The sequence below is a fragment of the Microbacterium sp. PRC9 genome (genome assembly GCF_031844125.1).
GTDB lineage: Bacteria > Actinomycetota > Actinomycetes > Actinomycetales > Microbacteriaceae > Microbacterium.
The window spans coordinates 272,551-295,008 of record NZ_JAUZUR010000005.1 but is presented as its reverse complement, the minus strand read 5'-3'; the positions used below and the strand labels follow the sequence as shown (position 1 = coordinate 295,008).

Genomic DNA, 22,458 nt, shown 5'->3' with positions numbered 1-22,458 from the left:
CATGACGAAGCCGCTCCGCGGGCCCGCGGCCCTGCGCACCGACTCCATGCCCGCGTGGACGCAGCATCGCTACGGCGGGGCCGATGTCGTCGCGCTCGAGAACATCGACGTGCCGGCGCCGCGCCGCGGCGAGGTGCTCCTGCGCCTGCGCGCGACGGGCCTCAACAACGGCGACATCCGCGTCATGCGCGGCGAGCCTCTCCTCGTGCGCCTCGCGTTCGGCCTGCGCCGCCCACGCCAGGCGGTGAGGGGGATGGATGCCGCCGCCACCGTCGTCGGGATCGGTGACGGCGTGACGGAGCTCGCCGTCGGGGACGAGGTCGTCGGCGAGCTTCCCGCCGGCGGCGGCCTCGCACGCTTCGCCGTCGCGCCGGTCGGGCGGCTGGTGCGACGCCCCGCCGAGCTCGACGCCGCGGTCGCCGCAAGCCTGCCGGTCGCCGGTGGCACGGCCTGGCAGGCGCTGCAGCTCGGTGCAGTCACGGATGCCGCGCCCCCGGGCGCGTCGCCGCAGCGGGTGCTCGTGATCGGCGCCTCGGGTGGCGTCGGCACCTTCGCGGTGCAGCTCGCCGCCGGTCGCGGCGCGGAGGTGTGGGCGCTGTGCGGACAGCGCAACCTCACGCTCGTCGAGGGACTGGGCGCGTCGCACACGTTCGACTACCGGCACGTGCAGCCTGGGTCGGCCGAGCTCGGAGAGGGGCGGTTCGACGCCGTCATCGACATCGCGGGCACCGCTTCACAGCGGGACCTGCAGCGGCTCGTGCGCGACGGAGGCCGGGTCGTGCTCGTCTCCGGCGAGGGCGGTCGCGTGCTCGGGCCGATCGGGCGCATCGCCGCCGCCGCACTGCGCTCGATCGGCTCGAAGCGCCCGCTGCGCCCGCTCGCCGCGGTCGCCAAGCCCGACGTGCTCGCCGAGCTGCTCGCGCTCGCCGCGGCCGGGAGGCTGAGTCCCGTCATCGAGCGGCGCTACCCGTTCGCCGAGGCGGACGCCGCGCTGGCACGCGTTGCCGACGGCCACGTGGCGGGCAAGGTGGTTGTCCTCGCGGAGTGACGGGGTGCAGCGGGGCCCACGCGCCAGTGGAGGAGGCGTGGGGGCCTACGCCCGCATTTCCAGGCCGTGCGCAGCGGCCGTGAGACAATGGACGAGGCGTGCCCGGTTGACGGCTTCCTCAGCTCCGCCGGGCCTCTGGACAGCGTCCGCCGCGCCTCTACAGGAGCAAGATGTCCACGCAGAACACCGCGCCCGCCACCGCCCCGGTCACCGGGTCCGCCACCGGCCGGATCCAGCAGATCCGCCGCTACCTGATGTGCCGCCCCGAGCACTTCACGGTGAGCTACACGATCAACCCGTGGATGGAGCCGGCGAACCCCACCGACACCGCCCTCGCGCTGCGCCAGTGGCAGGCCCTCTACGACACGTACCTCGCGCTCGGCCACGAGGTGCACCTCATCGACCCCATCGAGGGTCTTCCCGACATGGTCTACACGGCCAACGGCGGGTTCGTCATCGACAACGTCGCGTACGGCGCGAAGTTCCGCTTCCAGGAGCGCGTCCCCGAGGGACCCGCGTTCATGGACTGGTTCCGTGACAACGGCTTCGAGGTCGCGGAGCCCGTCGAGGTCAACGAGGGCGAGGGCGACTTCCTGCTCGTCGGCGACACGATCCTCGCGGGCACCGGCTTCCGCTCGACCGGCGACAGCCACCGCGAGCTCGCCGACGTGTTCGGCAAGGAGGTCGTGAGCCTCAACCTCGTCGACCCGCGGTTCTACCACCTCGACACCGCGATCTCGGTGCTCGACCCGGTCGAGGGCCCCGGTGGCGTCGAGAAGGCCAACATCGCGTACCTCGAGCACGCCTTCGACGAGCGCAGCCAGGCGATCCTCGCCGAGCGCTACCCCGACGCGATCCGCGTCGCCGACGCCGACGGTGCCGTGTTCGGCCTCAACTCGGCCAGCGACGGCCTGAACGTGATCATCTCCCCGCGTGCGACGGGCTTCGAGGCTCAGCTGCGCGAGCGCGGCTACAACCCGATGCTCGTCGACCTGTCCGAGCTGCTGCTCGGCGGCGGCGGCATCAAGTGCTGCACGCTCGAGCTGCGACGCTGACCCGCGCGAAAGAGGAGTTCCTGATGACCGCCGCCTCCACCTCACTCGACGCCGCGATGAGCCAGATCATCGCCGCCGAAGAGGAGCACGTCGCCCACAACTACCACCCGCTCCCGGTCGTGATCTCGCGCGGCGAGGGAGCATGGGTGACGGATGTCGAGGGCAAGCGCTACCTCGACCTGCTCTCGGCCTACTCTGCCCTCAACTTCGGGCACGGGCATCCCGCGATCCTCGCCGCCGCGCAGGAGCAGCTGAACCGCCTCACGCTCACCAGCCGCGCGTACCACAACGACCGTCTCGGGCCCTTCGCCGCGGCGCTCGCCGAGCTGTGCGGCAAAGACCTCGTGCTGCCGATGAACACCGGCGCCGAGGCGGTCGAGACCGGCATCAAGGTGGCCCGCGCGTGGGGCTACCGCGTGAAGGGCGTCGCTGCGGACGCCGCGAAGATCGTCGTCGCGCACGGCAACTTCCACGGGCGAACCACGACGATCGTCGGTTTCAGTGACGACCCGCAGGCGCGCGCCGACTTCGGTCCGTTCACGCCCGGCTTCATCTCGGTGCCGTTCGGCGACGCCGCGGTCATCGACGCGGCGATCACCGCCGACACGGTGGCCGTGCTCATCGAGCCGATCCAGGGCGAGGCGGGGGTCATCCTCCCGCCCGAGGGCTACCTCAAGAAGGTGCGTGAGATCTGCACCCGCCGCGGGGTGCTGTTCATCGCCGACGAGATCCAGTCCGGCCTCGGCCGGGTGGGGGAGACGTTCGCGTGCGACCGCGAGGGCGTCGTTCCCGACGTCTACCTCCTCGGCAAAGCGCTGGGCGGCGGCATCCTTCCGCTCTCGGCTGTCGTCGCCGACCGCGACGTGCTCGGGGTGATCCACCCGGGCGAGCACGGCTCGACGTTCGGCGGCAACCCGCTGGCCGCGGCCGTGGGGCTCCGAGTGGTCGAGATGCTGCAGACCGGCGAATTCCAGGGCCGCGCGAAGCTCCTCGGCGAGCACCTCGAGGCGAAGCTCCAGGAGCTCGTCGGCCACGGGGTCACCGCGGTGCGCGTCGCGGGCCTCTGGGCCGGCGTCGACATCGACCCCGAGGTCGGCACCGGGCGCGAGATCGCCGAGCGTCTCATCGGGCGCGGGGTTCTCGCGAAGGACACCCATGGCCAGACGATCCGCATCGCGCCGCCGCTCGTCGTGCGCGCGACCGAGCTGGACTGGGCGGTCGAGCAGCTGCGCTTCGTGCTCGCTGGCTGAGGCGCCCGCGGTGGGGTTCTGCGGCGGCTCAGCTCACGTCGACGTTGAGTTGCTGCCACCCCGTCGCGCCGTCGGGCGCGGGCCACGCGTCGGCCTCGGTCTGCAGCTCGCCCGCGGTATTGGTCGCCCGGCAGCGGATCTCGTGGGCCCCGCGCTCGGCCGTCCAGGGGATCGACCACTGCACCCACGTGTCGTCCGAGATCGCCGATGCGAGGGTCGCCTCGCGCCACGGCCCGCCGTCGACCTGCACCTCGACCTTCGCGATGCCCACGTGCTGCTGCCAGGCGACACCTGCGATGGTGGTGTCGCCGGCGCTCAGCCCCTGGCCGCTCCGCGGCAGGTCGATGCGTGACTGCAGCTTGATCGGTCCCTTCGCCGACCACCCGCGCGTCGTCCAGTACGCGGTGGCCTTGTCGAACCGCGTCACTTCGAGCTCGGTGACCCACTTGGTCGCCGAGACGTAGCCGTACAGCCCCGGGACGACCATGCGCACCGGGAAGCCGTGCTCCGCCGGCAGCGGTTCGTCGTTCATCCCGACCGCGAGGATCGCATTGCGGCCCTCCTCCTGCAGCACCTCGAGCGGCGTGCTCGCGGTGAAGCCGTCGATCGAGCGCGACAGCACCATGTCGGCGTCGGACGTCGGCCGGGCGCGTTCGAGCAGCCGGCGGATCGGATACCCGAGCCACTTCGCGTTGCCGATGAGGTCGCCGCCGACGGGGTTCGAGACGCACGCGAGGGTGGTCCAGCTCTCCTCGAGAGGAAGGGCGAGCAGCTCGTCCCACCCGATCTCGACCTCGTTCTCCACGAGCCCGTGGATCCGCAGGCTCCAATCGCTCGGGTCCACCTGCGGCACGACGAGTGCGGTGTCGATGCGATAGAAGCTCGCGTTCGGGGTCACGACCGGCGTCATGCCGGTGAGGTCCAGCTGCGCACCGGCGGGCACCGCGGGCGCCGCGACTGCGGGCGCGGGAAGACGCAGCGCCTGACGCACGGCGGTGACGGTGCGCGCGCCCGCCTGCAGCGCCGTCCCCGCGATCGCCGCGAGGACGCCTGCGGCCGCGGCCGCACCGGTCCAGGCCAGGAACCGGCGGCGTGTCGTGGCGACCGGCATGCGCGAACCCCCCTCCGGTCCGTCCGGCACGGAGGGCTCGGCGTCCGGCGATGCGCCGGCGTCGTCACCGGCGGGTGGGGAGACCGTCCTCGCTCTCGCGAGCTGCGTCAGCAGCGCGAGCGCGGTCGCTGCGAGGAAGCCCGCCGCCAGCGAGGGCAGCCAGGCCAGAGCCACAGGCTCGGGCCGCAGCATCGCCAGCAGTGCGGCACCCGCGCCGAGCGCGGCGAACACGACGACGCCGTACCACGGCCGTCGCAGCTCCAGCACGCCCACGAGTGCCGCCAGGACGAGCAGCACCACGGCGATGCCGATCAGCAAGGCGAGCTTGTCGGCCGTGCCGAACAGCGTGATCGCGGCATCCTTCGCCCACGGCGGCGCGAGGTCGATGAGTGTCCCGCCGATGACGGCGAACGGGCTCGCGGACGGTGCGACGGTCGCCGCGATCAGTTCGCCGATGCCGGCACCGAGGACGACGGATGCCACGCCCGCGGCCGCGCCGGAGAGCGCCGGGGCTTTCGCGGCGACGCGGGTGGAGGCATCCGCCTCACGTGTCATAGCGGGAGCATACGTCCGATCCGCCCTGTGCGGACCAGGAGAACGGCTCGGAAACACGAGCGCAACGAAGGCCGCATTAGGCTCATGTCATGGGTGATCTGTTCGACGGCTACGGCTCCACGCTGGCGCCGCGCAAGACGCCCTCGGGGGTACCCGCGTTCGACGAGATGTTCGGGAGCCCGGCCCACCCGGGTGCGCCGGCCGAGTCGCGTGAGGCCTATCGAGAGCTCTACCAGGCGCTCGCGCAGATGACCCAGGAGGAGCTGCGCGGCCGCACCGATTCCCTCGCGAGCTCGTACCTCGCGCAGGGCGTGACGTTCGACTTCGCCGGCGAGGAACGGCCGTTCCCGCTGGACGCCGTGCCGCGCGTGATCACGTACGACGAGTGGTCGCGCATCGAAGCCGGCGTCAAGCAGCGCGTGCGCGCGCTCGAGGCGTTCCTCGACGACGCGTACGGGCACCAGTTCTGCGTCCGCGACGAGGTGCTGCCCGCCGGACTCATCGCGAGTTCGCAGTACTTCTACCGTCAGGCCGCCGGCATCCACTCCGCCAACGGCGTGCGCATCCAGGTGTCGGGAATCGACCTGATCCGCGACGAGCACGGCGAGATGCGCGTGCTCGAAGACAACGTGCGCGTGCCCTCCGGCGTCAGCTACGTCATCTCGAACCGCCGGGTCATGGCCCAGACCCTGCCCGAGCTGTTCGTGTCGATGCGGGTGCGCCCCGTCGGCGACTACCCGAACAAGCTCCTCGCAGCGCTGCGCGCCTCCGCCCCCGCGGGCATCGAAGACCCGAACGTCGTCGTGCTCACCCCCGGTGTCTACAACTCCGCCTACTTCGAGCACACGCTGCTGGCCCGGCTCATGGGCGTCGAGCTCGTCGAGGGCCGCGACCTGCTGTGCATCGGCGGCAAGGTCTTCATGCGCACGACCCGCGGGCCCAAGCGCGTCGACGTCATCTACCGCCGCGTCGACGACGACTTCCTCGACCCGCTGCAGTTCCGCGCCGACTCCATGCTCGGGGCCCCCGGGCTCATGCTCGCGGCGCGTCTCGGCAACGTCACGATCGCCAACGCGGTGGGCAACGGCGTCGCCGACGACAAGCTGCTCTACACCTACGTGCCCGACCTCATCCGCTACTACCTGGCGGAGGAGCCCATCCTCAAGAACGTCGACACGTGGCGCCTCGAAGACCCGAACGCGCTCGAGGAGGTGCTCGACCGCCTCGACGAGCTCGTCGTGAAGCCGGTCGACGGCTCCGGCGGCAAGGGCCTGGTCGTGGGACCCGATGCCTCGCCTGCCGAGCTCGAGAAGCTCCGCAAGAACCTGCTCGCCGACCCCCGCGGATGGATCGCGCAGCCGGTGGTCATGCTGTCGACGATCCCCACCCTCGTCGAGGACGGCATGCGTCCCCGCCACGCCGACCTCCGCCCCTTCGCGGTCAACGACGGCGAGGACGTGTGGGTGCTCCCCGGCGGCCTGACCCGCGTGGCGCTCCCGGAGGGACAGCTCGTCGTGAACTCCAGCCAGGGCGGCGGCTCGAAGGACACCTGGATCGTCGGCGGCTCCGCGCCGGGCCAGGTGGAGTACGGCCACGGACGAGGCGTGCCGGAGCTCGTCGCCGACCAGGCCGCGACCGTGACCGAGGCGATCCCCATCATCTACGACCCGCAGACCGAGCCCACCCACTCGCCGCACGACCGCCCCCGCTCGCGCGTCGAGCAGCAGGAGCAGCAGCAGCAGGCTGCGGAGCAGGCTGCCGACCTCCCGGTCGTTGAGAAGGGTGTCCGGACATGCTGAGCCGTATCGCGGAGTCGCTGTTCTGGATCGGGCGTTACATCGAGCGCAGCGACGGCACCGCCCGCATCCTCGACGTGCACCTGCAGCTGCTCCTCGAAGACCCGTGGATCGACGAGGACACGGCCTGCCGGTCGCTCCTCAGCGTCATGGGCTCCGCCGTGCCCGACGGCGTGGACCAGGTGCGCCGCGAGGACGTGCTCGCACGTCTCGCCGTCGACCGCATGAACCCGTCGAGCATCGCCTACGCGCTCACCGCCGCGCGCGAGAACGCGCGCCGCGCGCGCGAGATCGTCTCGAGCGAGCTGTGGGAGACGCTCAACACGACGAACGCCCGCATGCCCCGACGCCTGCAGAACGACCGCGTGCACGAGTTCTTCCAGTGGGTGCGCGAGCGTGCGGCGCTCGCCGTCGGCATCGTGGACTCGTCGACGAGCCGCGACGAGGCCTGGCAGTTCTTCACGCTGGGGCGCAGCATCGAGCGCACCGACATGACCGCGCGCCTGCTGGCCACGCGGTCGCTGACCGAGGCATCCGGTCCGTCGTGGACGACCATCCTGCGCTCGTGCGGCGCCTACGAGGCGTACCTCCGCACCTACCGCGGCATGCCGAGCGCGCGCAACGCGGCCGAGTTCCTGCTGCTCGACCGCCTCTTCCCGCGCTCGATCATCTACTCGATCCAGCGCGCCGAGGAGTGCATGAGCGCCATCGACCCGCGCGCCGACCGCGTGGGCCACTCCAACACGGTGCTGCGGGCCCTCGGCCAGATCCGCAACGACCTCGAGTACCGGCCGATCTCCGAGATCCTCGGCGAGCTGCCGACGCACATGGACCGCGTGCAGACGGTCACGCGCGAGGCATCCGAAGCCATCCGCGGCCGGTTCTTCCCGACGCAGGCCGAGCCCAGCTGGATCGGAGAGATCTCATGAAGCGCCTCCGGATCGAGCATCAGACCGGCTTCAGCTATCAGGGCGACGTCACCGCGTCGTACAACGAGGCGCGCATGCTGCCGGGTTCCACCGACAGCCAGTTCGTGCTCAACTCATCGCTCGACATCGAGCCGTCGACCTCCGTCAACCAGTACGTCGACTACTTCGGCACGCGGGTCGCGGCGTTCGACGTGCTGTCGCCCCACTCGTCGCTCACGATCACCGCGCGTTCGCTGGTCGAGGTGCGGCCGCGGCCGCTCGAGCACATCGACGTGACGTGGGAGGGCCTCGCCCGCGAGGCGGCCCGCTCGCTCGAGACCGTCGAGCAGATGTCGCAGACCCGACGCACCCGGCCGCACGAGGAGGTCGCCGAGCTCGCACGGTCGATCGCCGCACAGCACGACCACCCCGGCCGCGCCGCGCACGCGATCGCCGTCGCCATCGGCGACGCCGTCGAGTACATGCACGGCATCACCGGCGTGCACTCGACCGCGGCCGAGGCGTGGGAGGCGCGAAAGGGCGTCTGCCAGGACATGGCCCACATCGCCCTCGGCGCGCTGCGGGAGGTCGGCATCCCGGCGCGGTACGTGTCGGGCTACCTGCACCCGCGGCCGTCGGCCGAGGTGGGCGTCGCGGTGACGGGCGAGTCCCACGCGTGGATCGAGTGGTTCGCGGGGGAGTGGCAGGGGTTCGACCCCACCAACAACATCGAGATCGGCGACCGGCACGTGCTCGTCGGCCGGGGCCGCGACTACGGCGACGTGCCGCCGCTGCGCGGCGTCTACGCCGGCCCGTTCAAGAGCAACCTGCACGTCAAGGTCACGATCACGCGCGAGGTGTAGTCGACGGCGTCACCCCTCAAGGATCGGAGGCGAGAATCGGATGCCTCGGGCCGAGGCATCCGATCTCCGCTGGATCTCCGGGTTCCGGGCGACCGATGCTGCGGCTCAGGCCGGTTCGGCGGCTTCGACCTCGATGCGCTCCTCGTCGCGCGGTCTGCCGCTGCCGAGCGAGAGCGTGGCCAAGAGGCCCACCGCGAGGAAGCCCGCGGCGGCGAAGCTGGCGTACTTCGTGCCTTCCGAGAACGCGGCCTTCGCGTCGTCGGCGAACTGCTCTGTCTGAGGCGATTCGGCGAGGCCCGCGATCGCGCCGCCGGCGCTGTCGACCACGGCCGAGACGACCTGGTCGCGCTGCTCGGCGGGGATCCCGCGGTCGTCGAGCTTCGCCGTGAGCACCGCGGAGGTCGTGGAGAAGAGGATCGTGCCGAGGATGGCGATGCCGAGCGCCGCCCCGAGCTGGCGTGCCGTCGACTGGGTTCCCGAGGCCTGGCCGCCCTCGGCGGTCGGGACGTCGGCGAGCACCACGCCCGTGAGCTGCGCTGTGGCGAGCCCGACGCCGAATCCGTACACGAAGAGTGCGGGGATCAGCGGCACCCACGAGGCGTCCGGCGCGATGACGAAGCCGACCGCTGCGATGCCGATGATCTCGGCCACGATGCCGACGCGCACGATCCACACCGGTGCCACGCGTCCGCTCAGGGCCCCGGCCAGTCCGCTCGCGGCGAAGGAGCCGATCGCGAGGGCGAGGAGGATCAGGCCGGTCTGGACGGCCTCGAACCCGAGCACGAACTGCAGCCAGAGCGGGAGGGCGAGGATCAGCCCGAACTCGCCGAGCGAGACCACCATCGCGGCGATGTTGCCGTTGCGGAACGAGGGGATGCGGAAGAGCCCGAACGCGATGACCGTCGGCTTGCCGGCCCGGCGGCGATGAAGCCCCCACCAGGTGAACGACACGACGCCCAGGGCGGCGATGGCGAACGCCACGGCGACGGGGGAGATGTCCCATGGCCAGGTCCATCCGCCGATCGTCAGTTCCTTCTCGGCGGTGAGCCAGCCGTAGGTGCGTCCTTCGATCAGCCCGAAGACGAGGGCTCCGACGGTGATCACCGACAGCAGCGCGCCGAAGAGGTCGATCGACACGGCATCGCCGCGCGATTCGTCCACGGTCAGCAGCACACCGACCACGATGGCGATCCCGAGCGGCACGTTGATGAGGAACGCCCAGTGCCAGGAGAACTCGGTCGTCAGCCAGCCGCCGAGCAGCGGGCCGACCGCGGCCATACCGCCGATCGTCGAGCCCCAGACCGCGAAGGCGACGGCCCGCTCGCGGCCCCGGAACGTCGCGTTGAGCAGCGACAGCGTCGTGGGGAGCATCATGGCGCCGCCGACGCCCTGGATGAAGCGCGCGCCGATCAGGAGTCCGCCCGTCGTCGCCAGCGCGGCCCCGACGGAGGCGAGGGTGAAGATGACCACGCCGATGAGCAGCATCCGTCGTCGTCCCCATCGGTCGGCGAGCGCGCCGAAGACGAGCAGCAGTGACGCGAAGACGAGGGTGTACGCCTCCTGAACCCACTGCACCTCGCTGGACGTGATTCCCAGATCGTCGACGATGGCGGGGATCGCGACGTTGACGATGGTGGAGTCGACGATGATGAGCGCGACGGCGACGCTGATGAACACCAGCCCCGCCCAGCGGCGGCGTGAACCCGAGGTCATATCGCTAGCTTATCTAGCGATATCACCTCGATCCAGACCTTCCCCACCCTCAGGCGGGAGGGCTGTCGGGGTCCAGCGTCTCGAGCGTCTCCTCCTCGACGGGGTTGTCGGCCTCGAGCTGTTCCTCGGTGGTCTTGTCGCCGCCCAGCGGGCTGTCGCCTTCAGGGGCTCGGTCGTCGGTTCGCCGTTCGTCCATGGCGGTCACGCTAGCGCGGGACGGATGCTGCCGCCCGGGGCTTGACGGAGGCCCGGAGGCAACTTCGGAATCTGCGGAAAGTTTCCTTGACGTTCGATGATGAAACGTGTCACCGTAGAGCGGTCTACACAACGTAGAGCGATCTACGGATCGACCTCAAGGGAGAGGAAAAGCACAATGATGTCGCCTCAATCCACCAACCTCGCGCGAAATCCGCGCGCGCGCCGACGTACCACGGCGCTCCTGCTCGGCGCCGCACTGATCGCCGCGGGGGGAAATGTCGCGTTCGCGGCACCCGCTGCAGCCGCCGACTGCGCCACCGTCCCCTGGATGGACACCTCGAAGTCGGCCGACCAGCGGGCTGAGGCGCTGCTGGCCGCCAGCACGCAGCACCAGAAGTACCGCTGGCTCGTGGAGCAGCCCGCGAACAGCCCGCAGCAGACGACCTGGTCGGGCGGCGTCGTCTACCCCGTGCAGGTGGACTGCACACCCACCGTCATCTACTCCAACGGTGCCGAGGGCGCACACGGCAAGGCGGGCACCACCGCATGGCCGGGGCCCATCGCCATCGCCGCCTCCTGGAACCTCGAGCTCAATGAGCAGAAGGGCGCGATCCACGCGGACGAGGCGTTCGACAACCGCAGCAACGTCATCCTCGGCCCGGGCGTCGCCAGCGGCCGCACCCCGCTCTCGGGGCGCAATGCGGAGTACTTCGGCGAGGATGCACTGCTCTCCGGCCTCATGGGCGCCGCGAACGTCCGCGGCATCGAGGACGGCAGCAGCCCCGACAAGCCGGTCATCGCCAACCTCAAGCACTACGTCGCGAACGAGCAGGAGCTCGACCGCAACAACAGCTCCTCGAACATCGACGAGCGCACGTTCCGGCAGGTGTACGACCTGCCGTACGAGATCGCGATTAAGGAGAGCGACCCCGACAGCCTGATGTGCTCGTACAACCAGATCAACGGCATCTGGTCGTGCGAGAACGACATCCTCACGACGAGCCTGCGCGACAAGATGGGCTTCGACGGCTACGTCATGAGCGACTTCGGCTCGGTCCACTCGACCGGTCCGTCGCTCATGGCCGGCCTCGACCAGGAGCTCAACCGCCCGATCTGGTTCACGCCGGCTCGCCTGGACGCGGCTCTGGCGGCGGGGCAGATCACCCAGCAGCGCATCGACGAGGCCGCGTTCCGGGTCGTGCGCACCTACATCAAGGAGGGGCTGTTCGATCACCCGCTCCCCGCGACCGCGAAGCCCGTCACCGCGACGGACGACTCCCGCGCCCTGGCGCGCGAGCTCGCCGAGGAGAGTGCCGTGCTGCTGAAGAACGACGACGGCATCCTGCCCCTCGACGACGGACCCCTGACCGTCGCGGTCGTCGGTCCGACGGCCTCGAAGACGCCGACGGGCGGCATCAGCTCCGCGCAGGCGTGCTCGGCCGGCGGATTCGGTGCGGGCGGCGTGCTCAACTGCGCCAACGTCGTCGATCCGCTCACGGCGATCACACAGCGCGTCCAGGCCGCGGGCGGAAGCGTCGTGTACAACAACGGCGCCGACCTCGCCTCGGTCGCCGCGACCGCTGCCCAGGCCGACGTCGCCATCGTCTTCGGCTACATCCGCACGGGCGAGTTCGCCGATACGGCGGACCTCCGCCTCGACTCGAACGGTGACGCGCTCGTGCAGGCTGTCGCCGCGGCGAACGACGACACCGTGGTGGTCCTCAACAGCGGAACCGCGGTCGAGATGCCGTGGATCGACGACGTCGACGCGGTGTTCAGCAACTGGTTCGCCGGTGAGCAGATGGGCCCCGCCCTGGCGGCGCTTCTCTGGGGCGACGTCAACCCGTCGGGCAAGCTGCCGATGACCTTCCCCAAGTCGGTGACAGACACGCCGACCGGAAACGACCCGGCACGCTACCCCGGCATCTTCTCCAACGGGTCGACGACCCGGCCCGCCGGGTCGACCGAGGCACGCCAGGTGAACTACACCGAGGGTCTCCAGGTCGGCTACAAGTGGTACGACGCGCAGGGCATCGAGCCGCTGTTCGAGTTCGGGCACGGCCTGTCGTACACGTCCTTCGCGTACAGCGACCTGGCGGTCGACCACGTGGACGACCCGGCGACCGGTGACGTGCTGTCGAAGGTGTCGTTCACGGTGACCAACGCCGGCGCCCGCGCCGGCGCGGAGATCCCGCAGGTCTACCTGACGCTGCCCGACGCGGCCGAGGAGCCCGGCAAGCGGCTCGTCGGCTTCGACCGCGTCGAACTCGCGGCGGGTGCGAGCACCCGGGTCGAGGTCGTCGTCGACTCGACGGCGAGCAACCAGCCCTTCTCGATCTGGGATGTGGACGCCGATAAGTGGACCGTGCTGGACGGCGAGTACACCTTCGCCGTCGGATCGTCGTCGCGCGACCTGCCGCTCACGCAGGACGTGTTCGTCGACCGTGTCGCGCCGAAGATCACCTCGATCATGGTCGACGGCAGCCAGAAGGTCGTGGTCGCAGCGTCGGACGAACTGAGCGGCGTCGCGCTGATCGAGTACTCGACCCAGAAGAACAAGCAGGATGCCTCGGCATGGGCTCCGTACACGGGACCGCTGCAGGTCGACGCGAAGAGCACCGTCTCGTTCCGCGTCACCGACCACAGCGGGAACGTCAGCGAGATCGTCCAGGTGAACCGCAAGGACCTGCGCTGAGACCCCGGGGGCGGCACTCCCTGGGTCGCCCCCGGACCACCGTCCGCCCCGTGGTGCCGCCACGGGGCGGACGACGCTTTCCCGGGCGCACCGGGGTACGTTTGCCCTGCAGGTCTGCACCGACGAGGAGAAGAATGACGGATGCCCCCTCCCCGCGCCACGCGACGATCGAGGACGTCGCGCGGACGGCCGGCGTCTCTCGTGCCGCCGTGTCGAAGGTGCTGCGCAACGCCTACGGCGTGAGCGACGGGATGCGCGAGCGGGTGACGGCCGCGATGACCGAGCTGAACTACCGTCCGCGGATCGCGGCACGGGCGATGCGCGGACGCACGTACACGCTCGGCATCGAGCTTCCGGATCTGGCCAACCACTTCTTCGCGCGGATCGCACGCGGTGCCACGAGCGCCCTCGAAGGAACGCCGTACCAGCTCATCATCGCTCCCGCCGAAGCCGGGTCGCGCGAGGGCCTGCGGGCGCTCGAGGCGCTGGTGGACCGTCAGGTGGACGGCGTCATCGCGGTGTCGCCGCGCGTCGACGAAGCAGGGCTGGAGCGGATCTCCGGTTCCGTTCCCGTCGTCATGTTCGGGCGCCACGACACCTCCGACCGGTATGACGTCGTCGCCGGCGACGACGCCGCGGGGGCGCGTGCCGCGATGCGGCACCTGCTCGATCTCGGCCACCGCCGGATCGCGCACCTCACCCTGCACGAATCCGGCGCCTTCGAGCCGTTCCCGCACGGCGTGCGCCTGCGCGAGTACGAGGCGGCCATGGCGGCCGCCGGGCTCGGCGAGCACACTGCGGTCTGGCGCACCGACGAGGGCGAGGGGCCGTCCTCGGACGTCGTTCGCCGCATGCTCGCGGACGGGACGACGGCCACCGCCGTGTTCGCGGCCCACGACGAACTCGCCTTCGGCGCGATGCGCGCCGCGAAGGAGGCGGGGGTGCCGCTCGCCGTGGTCGGGTACGACGACGTTCCCATGGCCTCTCACCCTGCGCTCGGGCTCACGACCGTGCACCAGCCTGGTGAAGCGATGGGCGCGCGTGCCGTCGAGATGCTGCTGGAGCGCATCGCCGGGCGCACGGAAGCGATGCACGAGATCTTCGAGATCGAGCTGAAGGTGCGCACCTCCACGCGCGCTCCTTCGAGCTGAGAGGGATCAGCGCGCCGCGACCACCGCGTTGTCGAGCTCGTCGAGATCGACGCCCGGCCGCTCGGCCTGGTTGGTGAGCAGCACGAAGGCGACGCCCGCGCTCGGATGCACCCAGAACTCGGTGCCTGCCCATCCGCCGTGGCCGTACACATCGCGGTCGATGAGGCCCGGGGCGCGCGTGCGCAGGTTCCACGTGAAGCCCCAGTCCTGCCCGCGCTCGGCGGGGTACGGCTCGAGGCGCGGGATGTCTGCGGTGAGCGGGCGGCGCATCATCGCGAGGGTCGCCGGCTGCACGACGCCGCCGGCCTCGCCCTGCCCGATGCGCAGCAGCGCCGAGCCGAGCGCGAGGAGATCGCCCGCCGTGCCGATCATGCCCGCACCGGGGTTACGGTGGCTCGCGAATCCGCGCATGTCCAGGCCCAGACGCTCGGCGTCGACGACCGTGTGCGGCTCGACGGCCGGGTCGAGCGTGAGCCCGGTCGCGCCGAGCGCGGCGGCCCACTCCGTGACATCGGCATCCCACGTCCGCCCGGTGGTGTGTCGCACGAGCTCGGCGATGCCGTCGAACGCCACCGTCGAATAGCGCGAGGCGTTGCCGGCGGCGAAGTCGCGGCCCGGCGCGAGCAGCGCGGCGCGCAGCCCCTCGGCGGGGTCGAGCGTGGGTTCGCGGATGCCTGAGGTGTGGCTTGCCAGGTGGCGGAGGCGCACGACGTCGTCGCGGCCGGCTCCGAACGCGGGCAGCGCCGCGCTGAGCGGCGTCTCGGTGGTGAGCAGGCCGCGCTCGATCGCGCGTGCGGCGGTGAGGCCGGTGAGCACCTTGGTGATCGAGAACAGCCAGTACGGATCCTCGACCTGTGCCGTCCGTCCGTCCGTCGCGCCGAACGCGTCGAGCGCGACGACGCCGTCGGCGGTCGCGATGCCCACGACCGCGCTGGGCAGGCGCCCCGCCGCCACGTGCCGTCGCGCCCAGTCGAACGCGGCGCCGTAGCCGGTCACGAGCGGGGCTCGTACCGTTCGGGAGACACGGATGCCGCCACCACGCGCCGCAGGTCCTCGAGGGTCGCGTCGGGGCCGAACCAGCCGTGCGCGCGCGCCTGCACGAGCACATTGCCGAGCGCTGTCGCCTCGACCGGACCGGCGAGCACCGGAAGACCCGACCGGTCGGCGGTCGCCTGGCACAGGAGCCTGTTGAGGGCGCCGCCGCCGACGATGTGGATCACGTCGATGTTCCGGCCCGAGAGCCGGGCCGCCGTCGCGAGCGCGTCCGCGAACGCCTGGGCGATGCTCTCGACGATCGTGCGGGCGAACGCCGCGCGGGTCGTCGGCACCGACGCACCCCTCTCGCCGAGCACCGCCGCGATGCGCGCGGGCATGTCGCCCGGAGCCGACAGCCGCGGGTCGTTGGCGTCGAACAGCGCGATGTCACCGGACACGGATGCCGCGGCATCCAGCAATTCCGGAAGGTCCATCGCCGCGCCGTCCTCGGCCTCCCAGGTGCGCACGGCCTCGCTCAGCAGCCAGAGGCCCGTCACGTTGTGGAGGAAGCGCACGCGTCCGTCGACGCCGCCCTCGTTCGTGAAGTTCGCCTCGCGGGCCGCGTCGCTCACGACGGGCTCGTCGAGTTCGACGCCGACCAGGCCCCACGTGCCGCACGAGATGTAGGCCGCGTCGGGGGTGCTGAGCGGCACCGCGACGACGGCTGAGGCGGTGTCGTGCGAGCCGACCGCGATCACCTCGAGGGCCGCGCCCACGCGCTCGCGGGCTTCGCCGTGCAGGGTGCCGAGAGGGGCGCCAGGATCGACGAGGGCCGGAAGCACGGATGCTGGAATCCCCAGCTTCGCGGCCAGTTCGAGGTCCCACGCGCCGGTGTTCACGTCGACCAGCCCGGTGGTGGACGCGTTGGTGCGCTCGGCGACGCGCGCGCCGGTGAGCAGGAACGCGACGAGGTCGGGAACGAGCAGCGCAGAGCTCGCGTCCTGGAGCATCGACTCGACCACGTACTGGTACAGCGTGTTGAACGGCAGGAACTGCAGTCCGTTGCGACGGTAGAGCTCGTCGAACGGCACCCGTGCGTGCACCATCTCGACGCCGCGCGCGGTGCGCTCATCGCGATAGTGGAACGGCTCGCCGAGCAGCTCCTCGCCGTTCACCAGGCCGTAGTCGACGGCCCACGAGTCGATGCCGATGCTGGCGATGCCGCTCTCGCGACGCAGCGCCTCGGCGAGGCCGTCGACGATGTGCCGGTACAGCGCCGAGAAGTCCCAGTGCAGGGAATCGTCGGCCCCGGGCACCGGACCGTTCGGGAAGCGCGAGACCTGCTCGAGCCGCAGCATCCCGTCGTCCACGTAGCCGAGCATCACGCGTCCGCTGGTCGCACCGAGATCGACGGCGGCGACGACGCCGCCACGCGGGCGCGCGGCGGCGTCGGTCGAGATCGAATCCGTCATCGCAGGAAGGCGGCGGCGACGCCGGAGTCGACGGGGATGTGGAGGCCCGTGGTGCGGCTGAGCTCGGGGCCGGTGAGGACGTAGACCGCGTCGGCGACGTTCTCGGGGACGACCTCGCGCTTGAGGATGGTGCGGTTCGCGTAGAACTGACCGAGGTCCTCTTCCTTGACGCCGTAGGTCGCGGCGCGGTTGGCGCCCCAGCCGGCGGCGAAGATGCCGGAGCCGCGCACGACGCCGTCGGGGTTGATGCCGTTGACGCGCACGCCGTGCTCGCCGAGCTCGACCGCGAGGAGGCGCACCTGGTGGGCCTGGTCGGCCTTGGTCGCCGAGTACGCGATGTTGTTCGGGCCGGCGAAGACGGAGTTCTTCGACGAGATGTAGATGACGTCGCCGCCGAGCTTCTGCTCGATGAGGATCTTCGCCGCGGCCTTCGAGACCAGGAACGAGCCCTTGGCCATGACGTCGTGCTGCAGGTCCCAGTCCTTCTCGGTGGTCTCCAGCAGCGGCTTCGACAGCGACAGCCCGGCGTTGTTGACGACGAGGTCGACACCGCCGAACGCGAGCACGGCGGCGTCGAACGCGGCCTGGATCTGGTCGGCGTCGGCGACGTTCGCGGCGACGCCGATGGCGACGTCGGTGTTGCCGAGCTCGGCCGCGGCGGCCTGCGCCTTCTCGAGGTCGAGGTCGGCGACGACCACGCATGCCCCCTCGGCCGCCAGGCGGACGGCGATGGCCTTGCCGATGCCGGAGGCCGCACCCGTGACGAGCGCGATACGGCCCTGGTGGGTCTTGGGCTTCGGCATGCGCTGCAGCTTCGCCTCTTCGAGGGCCCAGTACTCGATGCGGAACTTCTCGGCGTCGGAGATCGGCGAGTACGTCGACAGCGCCTCGGCGCCGCGCATCACGTTGATCGCGTTGACGTAGAACTCGCCGGCGACGCGGGCGGTCTGCTTGTTCGCACCGTACGAGAACATGCCCACGCCGGGGATGAGGACGATGAGGGGGTCTGCGCCGCGGATGGCGGGGGAGTCTGCGGTCGCGTGCGCGTCGTAGTACGCCTGGTAGTCGGCGCGGTACTCCTCGTGCAGCTCCTTCAGGCGAGCGATCGAGTCCTCGACCGACGCGTCGGCCGGGAGGTCGAGGATGAGCGGCTTGACCTTGGTGCGCAGGAAGTGGTCGGGGCAGCTGGTGCCGAGCGCGGCGAGCTCGGGGGCGCGGTCGGACGCGAGGAAGTCGGTGACGACGGCGGCGTCGGTGAAGTGGCCGACCATGGGCTTGTCGGTCGACGCGAGACCGCGGATCGTCGCGGCGAGAGCGGCGGCCTTCGCGCGGCGCTCGGCCTCGGGGAGGGCCTCGAAGCCGGCGCGGACGCCGCCGAACGGGTCGGCCTTGCCGTTGGCGTCGATGTACGCCTGCGCGGTCTCGATGATCCAGAGCGAGTTCTGCTCGGCCTCGTCCGACGTGTCGCCCCAGGCCGTGATGCCATGGCCGCCGAGGATCGTGCCGATCGCCTGCGGGTTCTGCTCCTTGATCGCCGCGATGTCCAGACCCAGCTGGAACCCAGGGCGACGCCACGGCACCCACACCACCTTGTCGCCGAAGATCTTCGCGGTCAGCTCCTCGCCGTCCGCGGCGGTCGCGATGGCGATGCCCGAGTCGGGGTGCAGGTGGTCGACGTGCGCCGCGTCGACGAGGCCGTGCATGGCGGTGTCGATCGACGGCGCCGCGCCGCCCCTGCCGTGCAGGCAGTAATCGAACGCGGCGACCATCTCGTCCTCGCGGTCGACCCCGGGGTAGACGTCGACGAGGGCGCGCATGCGGTCCAGGCGCAGCACCGCGAGGCCGGACTCCTTGAGCGTGCCGAGGTCGCCGCCCGAGCCCTTCACCCACAGCAGCTCGACGGGCTCACCGGTGACCGGGTCGGTCTCGGTGCCCTTCGCCGACGTGTTGCCGCCGGCGTAGTTCGTGTTCTTCGGGTCGGCGCCGAGGCGGTTCGACCGGGAGATGAGGTCGGAGACGGCCGAGTTGGTCATGTCGTGTCCTTCGAGTTCTTGCTGCTCCGCAGTCGGTTTGTGCGGTTCGCGGGCGGATTGAATTGGCAGAAGCTGACTGCGGAACAGGGGGGCTAGAGGTGGGCGGCGGGAATCGAAGCGGGGAGGGCGGCGAGGCGGGTTGCGAAGCGCCCGATGGTGACGGATGCTGCGGCCTCGTGCGGACGGTTCAGATGGCCGTGCTCGGTGCCGGGCTCGGTCACGACGTCGACCGGACAGCCGGCGGCGCGCAGGGACGCGGCGAACGCCTCGCCCGAGACGCGGAGCTCGTCGACGTCGCCGTTGACGATGAGGGTCGGCGGGAACTGCACCAGGTCGACGGGGCGCGCGAGGCCGGGGATGGCGCCGAGCGGGGCGCGCTCGACGGAGCCGCCGAGGTAGTTCTCGTACATGGCGCGCACCACGTCGGCGCCGAAGCGGTCGGCCCCGGGCTGAGCGTCGAGCGCGGCCCGCAGCGCGGCGTCGGGCGCCGGCTGCACGGCCAGCAGCGTCGGGTACGCGAGTAGCACGAGCGCGGGGAGCGCCGCGCGCCGTTCGATGAGGCGCAGCGTCGCACCTGCGGCGAGGTTGCCGCCGGCGCTCGTGCCGCCGATGGCGATGCGGTCGCGATCGACGCGCAGGCGGCCGGCATTCTCGGCGAGCCACGACCACGCCGTGAGGATGTCATCGGATGCCGCGGGGTAATGGTGCCCGCCGGGCGGCCGGCCCGCAGCATCCGTCGTCCATCCGTCCGGAACCGGTGCGAGGCGGTAGTCGACCGACACGACCGTCGTGCCCCGCGCGGCGAGCTGAGACGCCACCCAATCGGACTCGGGCATGTCGAGGTCGCCGAGGGCGAAGCCGCCGCCGTGCGCCCACACCAGTCCGGTGCCGTTCGGCTCTCGCGCGGGGTAGACGCGCACCAGTCCGTCGGCGGCGGAGTAGGGCTCGCTCATGTCGGTCCTTCACATCGTTGTTCCGCAGTCACTTTCTGCGGCTTCGGATCGTGCGGCTTCGCAGTTTCTGACTGCGGAGCGGCCGATCTGGTGGTGCACCGGGGGCGCGGGGATCGGCATCCCACGCCCCCGGTGGGTCTGGGCGCAGCCGGCGGGTCAGGCGCCCCAGCCGGCCTGCGTGCCGCCGACGCGGTCTGCGGCGATCTGCTGCTGGTAGCCGGATGCCGCGTACGCGGCCATCGGGTCGGCCGCGAGTCCGCGCGACTCGCGCCACTCGGCGAGGGCCGGACGCACGTCGGTGTAGAAGGCGTCCATGAAGACGGCGTTCGCGGCGAGCACGTCGTTCGCCTGCTGCGCGGCCGCGAGGGCGTCGCGGTCGACGAGGAGGGCGCGGGCGGTCATCTCCTGGACGTTGAGCACCGAGCGGATCTGGCCGGGGATCTTGTCTTCGACGTTGTGGCACTGGTCGAGCATGAAGGCCACGTCGGGGTTGTTGAGACCTCCGCCGCGCACCACCTCGAAGATGATGCGGAACAGCTGGAACGGGTCGGCCGCGCCCACGATGAGGTCGTCGTCGGCGTAGAAGCGCGAGTTGAAGTCGAACGAGCCGAGCTTGCCGAGGCGCAGCAGCTGCATGACGATGAACTCGATGTTGGTGCCCGGCGCGTGGTGGCCGGTGTCGAGGCAGACCATCGCCTTGTCGCCGAGCGAGACGACCTGGGCGTAGGAGGTGCCCCAGTCCGGGACGTCGGTGTGGTAGAACGCCGGCTCGAAGAACTTGTACTCGAGCACGAGACGCTGTTCGTCGTTCAGGCGGTCGTAGATCTTCTGCAGCGAGTCCTGCAGGCGGTCCTGGCGGGCGCGGATGTCGGCCTGCCCCGGGTAGTTCGAGCCCTCGGCGAGCCAGATCTTGAGGTCGCGCGAGCCGGTGGCATCCATGATGTCGATGCACTCGAGGTGGTGGTCGATCGCCTTGTTCCGGATGCGGTCGTCGTGGTGCGTGAGCGCCCCGAACTTGTAGTCCTCGTCCTGGAACGTGTTCGAGTTGATGGTGCCGAGCTCGACGCCGAGGTCCTCCGCGTGGCGGCGGAGGTCCGAGTAGTCGTCCACCTTGTCCCACGGGATGTGCAGGGCCACGCTCGGCGCGAGCTTCGTGTACGCGTTGACCTGCGCGGCATCCGCGATCTTCTCGTAGGGGTCGCGGGGCGTGCCGGGCGTCGTGAACACGCGGAAGCGCGTGCCGGAGTTGCCGAACGCCCAGCTGGGCAGCTCGATGCCCTGGCCTTCGAGTGCGGACAGGATGTCGGGTGACAGCGTCGTCATGATGCGGTGCTCTCGTTCTCGGATTCGGCGACCGCGGCCTGCGCCGCGGTCAGTTGGTCGTGGAGGTTGAAGACTTCGGTGAGGGGTGTCGCGGCCTGGTCGGGGCGGCCCTCGAGGCCGACGAAGAACCGGCCCATCTCGGCCTCCCAGCGAGCGGCGACCTCGGAACCGGCGAGGTAGGCCTGTGCGGCCTCGTCGTCGTCGGTCTCGTAGTAGCCGATCAGGCGCCCGCCTTCGCCCAGGAAGAGCGAGTAGTTGCGGCGACCCGAGGCGGCGATCTCGGCGAGCATCTCGGGCCACACCGGCGTGTGGCGGGCGATGTACTCGTCCAGCAAATCGGGTCGCACCGTCAGCTGGAAGCAGACGCGCTTCGTCGCGGTCGCGCTGGTCATGGGTCGGACGCCTCTCGGGTGGGCGGCGATGTCGGCTGCGACACCGCCGGAGCAGTGAATCGTTTCAAAGATAAACGGCGAGCGTGCTTTCCGCAAGTGGGAGAGCGCTTTCCGCTGAATCGTACGACGTAGACGGCCGTGTGTCGATAGCGTGAGAGCCGATTCGACGCGAGGGAGCACGGATGGAGCATCAGGAGAGGGCGCTGGCCGCCTACGTGGAGTTGGTGCGGGAGCAGCCCGGCGCGCTGGGCGTGGTGCTCGTGGGGTCGGTCGCGCAGGGCAGGGAGCGTGAGGACTCCGACGTCGACGTGTACCTCGTCGTCGACGACGACCGCTTCGCCGCCGAGACCGCGCAGGGCCGGTTCGCGTGGATCGACCGGAAGGAGCTCGACTACCCGGGCTCGTACATCGACATCAAGCTCGTGAGCCCGTCGTATCTCGCCACGGCCGTCGAGAAGGCCGACGATCCGACGCGGGCGTCCTTCCTCGGCGCGAGGGTGGCCTGGAGCGTGCTGCCGGGGCTCGACGAGACGATCGCCCGCATCGTCGAGCTTCCGGATGAGGTGTGGGACGACCGCGTTCGCTCGTTCGTCGCGCAGGCCCACCTGTACGGCGGCTACTTCCTGCGTCAGGCTGTCGAGCGTGGCGACGGATTCCTCCGCCGCCACGCCGGACTCCACCTGGCGCTGGCCGCCGCGCGCGCGGCGCTCGCGGCGAACCGCGTGATGCTTCCGGGCCCCAAGTACATCTCGAAGCTGGTCAATGCCGTTCCGACGCCCGCCGGCTTCGTCGAGGTGTGGAGTCAGGTCGTCGACGAGCCCGGCATCGATGCCGCGGGCGAGCTGATGCGCATCCTCGACGAGTGGGTCGGGGACGGCCTCACCCCCGACGAGGCGCTGTCGACGTTCATCCGCGACAACGAACTCGCCTGGCTCCGGGGGAGCGTCCCCGCGGAGTTCTGGTGAAG

18 protein-coding genes are annotated in these 22,458 nt (G+C 70.9%); 9 read left to right on the top strand and 9 right to left on the bottom strand.

Going from position 1 to position 22,458, the window contains the following annotated elements; all coding sequences use genetic code 11:
* Position 1 precedes the first annotated feature (1 nt).
* The 3 genes from Q9R33_RS12945 to rocD all read left to right on the top strand — a co-directional run bounded on the left by Q9R33_RS12945 (position 2) and on the right by rocD (position 3,353).
* Positions 2 to 1,048, top strand: coding sequence for an NAD(P)-dependent alcohol dehydrogenase (locus Q9R33_RS12945; RefSeq protein WP_310249168.1), 1,047 nt, complete (start codon positions 2 to 4; stop codon positions 1,046 to 1,048).
* Positions 1,049 to 1,218: 170 nt separating this feature from the next.
* Positions 1,219 to 2,103 (top strand): dimethylargininase, encoded by an 885-nt coding sequence (gene ddaH, locus Q9R33_RS12940; RefSeq protein WP_311294031.1) that lies wholly within the window; start codon positions 1,219 to 1,221, stop codon positions 2,101 to 2,103.
* A 23-nt stretch (positions 2,104 to 2,126) separates the two neighbouring features.
* Positions 2,127 to 3,353, top strand: coding sequence for an ornithine--oxo-acid transaminase (gene rocD / locus Q9R33_RS12935; RefSeq protein ID WP_311294030.1), 1,227 nt, complete (start codon positions 2,127 to 2,129; stop codon positions 3,351 to 3,353).
* A 28-nt stretch (positions 3,354 to 3,381) separates the two neighbouring features.
* On the opposite strand, the gene Q9R33_RS12930 is transcribed toward rocD, so the two are convergent.
* Positions 3,382 to 5,019, bottom strand: coding sequence for a molybdopterin-dependent oxidoreductase (locus tag Q9R33_RS12930; RefSeq protein WP_311294029.1), 1,638 nt, complete (start codon positions 5,017 to 5,019; stop codon positions 3,382 to 3,384).
* 89 nt (positions 5,020 to 5,108) lie between these two features.
* Between Q9R33_RS12930 and Q9R33_RS12925 the strand changes: the two genes are divergently transcribed.
* Genes Q9R33_RS12925 through Q9R33_RS12915 form a run of 3 tightly spaced genes read left to right on the top strand, consistent with a single transcriptional unit; the run spans position 5,109 to position 8,586 of the window.
* Positions 5,109 to 6,818 (top strand): circularly permuted type 2 ATP-grasp protein, encoded by a 1,710-nt coding sequence (locus Q9R33_RS12925; protein WP_311294028.1) that lies wholly within the window; start codon positions 5,109 to 5,111, stop codon positions 6,816 to 6,818.
* Positions 6,812 to 7,744, top strand: a complete 933-nt coding sequence (locus tag Q9R33_RS12920; RefSeq protein ID WP_056371856.1) for an alpha-E domain-containing protein — start codon at positions 6,812 to 6,814, stop codon at positions 7,742 to 7,744. The genes Q9R33_RS12925 and Q9R33_RS12920 overlap by 7 nt, the downstream gene beginning before the upstream one ends.
* Positions 7,741 to 8,586: a transglutaminase family protein gene (locus Q9R33_RS12915; protein ID WP_056371854.1), complete on the top strand. Its 846-nt coding sequence runs from the start codon at positions 7,741 to 7,743 to the stop codon at positions 8,584 to 8,586. Before Q9R33_RS12920 ends, Q9R33_RS12915 begins: the two co-directional genes overlap by 4 nt.
* A gap of 105 nt (positions 8,587 to 8,691) precedes the next feature.
* Here the strand turns inward: Q9R33_RS12915 and Q9R33_RS12910 are convergent, their stop codons facing one another.
* Complete coding sequence (locus Q9R33_RS12910) at positions 8,692 to 10,299, bottom strand: DHA2 family efflux MFS transporter permease subunit (RefSeq protein WP_311294027.1); 1,608 nt, start codon at positions 10,297 to 10,299, stop codon at positions 8,692 to 8,694.
* A 49-nt stretch (positions 10,300 to 10,348) separates the two neighbouring features.
* Positions 10,349 to 10,495 (bottom strand): hypothetical protein, encoded by a 147-nt coding sequence (locus Q9R33_RS12905; protein WP_200919532.1) that lies wholly within the window; start codon positions 10,493 to 10,495, stop codon positions 10,349 to 10,351.
* A gap of 177 nt (positions 10,496 to 10,672) precedes the next feature.
* On the opposite strand from Q9R33_RS12905, the gene Q9R33_RS12900 reads away from it, so the two are divergent.
* On the top strand, positions 10,673 to 13,192 hold the full coding sequence (locus Q9R33_RS12900) for a glycoside hydrolase family 3 C-terminal domain-containing protein (protein ID WP_311294026.1): 2,520 nt from the start codon (positions 10,673 to 10,675) through the stop codon (positions 13,190 to 13,192).
* A 134-nt stretch (positions 13,193 to 13,326) separates the two neighbouring features.
* Positions 13,327 to 14,343, top strand: a complete 1,017-nt coding sequence (locus Q9R33_RS12895) for a LacI family DNA-binding transcriptional regulator (RefSeq protein WP_056371850.1) — start codon at positions 13,327 to 13,329, stop codon at positions 14,341 to 14,343.
* 6 nt (positions 14,344 to 14,349) lie between these two features.
* On the opposite strand, the gene Q9R33_RS12890 is transcribed toward Q9R33_RS12895, so the two are convergent.
* From Q9R33_RS12890 to Q9R33_RS12865, 6 genes are all read right to left on the bottom strand, one after another.
* Complete coding sequence (locus Q9R33_RS12890; RefSeq protein WP_056371848.1) at positions 14,350 to 15,339, bottom strand: serine hydrolase; 990 nt, start codon at positions 15,337 to 15,339, stop codon at positions 14,350 to 14,352.
* Positions 15,336 to 16,790 (bottom strand): rhamnulokinase family protein, encoded by a 1,455-nt coding sequence (locus Q9R33_RS12885; protein WP_311294025.1) that lies wholly within the window; start codon positions 16,788 to 16,790, stop codon positions 15,336 to 15,338. Before Q9R33_RS12885 ends, Q9R33_RS12890 begins: the two co-directional genes overlap by 4 nt.
* A complete protein-coding gene (locus tag Q9R33_RS12880; RefSeq protein WP_311294024.1) occupies positions 16,787 to 18,823 on the bottom strand; it encodes a bifunctional aldolase/short-chain dehydrogenase in 2,037 nt (678 codons plus the stop codon). The genes Q9R33_RS12885 and Q9R33_RS12880 overlap by 4 nt, the downstream gene beginning before the upstream one ends.
* Before the next feature lie 92 nt (positions 18,824 to 18,915).
* The gene (locus tag Q9R33_RS12875) at positions 18,916 to 19,776 is read right to left on the bottom strand and encodes an alpha/beta hydrolase fold domain-containing protein (RefSeq protein WP_311294023.1); all 861 of its coding nucleotides are present in this window, start codon (positions 19,774 to 19,776) and stop codon (positions 18,916 to 18,918) included.
* Positions 19,777 to 19,932: 156 nt separating this feature from the next.
* Positions 19,933 to 21,099, bottom strand: a complete 1,167-nt coding sequence (rhaI, locus tag Q9R33_RS12870; protein WP_056371839.1) for an L-rhamnose isomerase — start codon at positions 21,097 to 21,099, stop codon at positions 19,933 to 19,935.
* Positions 21,096 to 21,491, bottom strand: coding sequence for an L-rhamnose mutarotase (locus Q9R33_RS12865; RefSeq protein WP_056371837.1), 396 nt, complete (start codon positions 21,489 to 21,491; stop codon positions 21,096 to 21,098). The genes rhaI and Q9R33_RS12865 overlap by 4 nt, the downstream gene beginning before the upstream one ends.
* Positions 21,492 to 21,673: 182 nt before the next feature.
* On the opposite strand from Q9R33_RS12865, the gene Q9R33_RS12860 reads away from it, so the two are divergent.
* Entirely contained in the window at positions 21,674 to 22,456 is a 783-nt protein-coding gene (locus Q9R33_RS12860; RefSeq protein ID WP_311294022.1) for a nucleotidyltransferase domain-containing protein, read from the top strand.
* Positions 22,457 to 22,458: the final 2 nt, after the last annotated feature.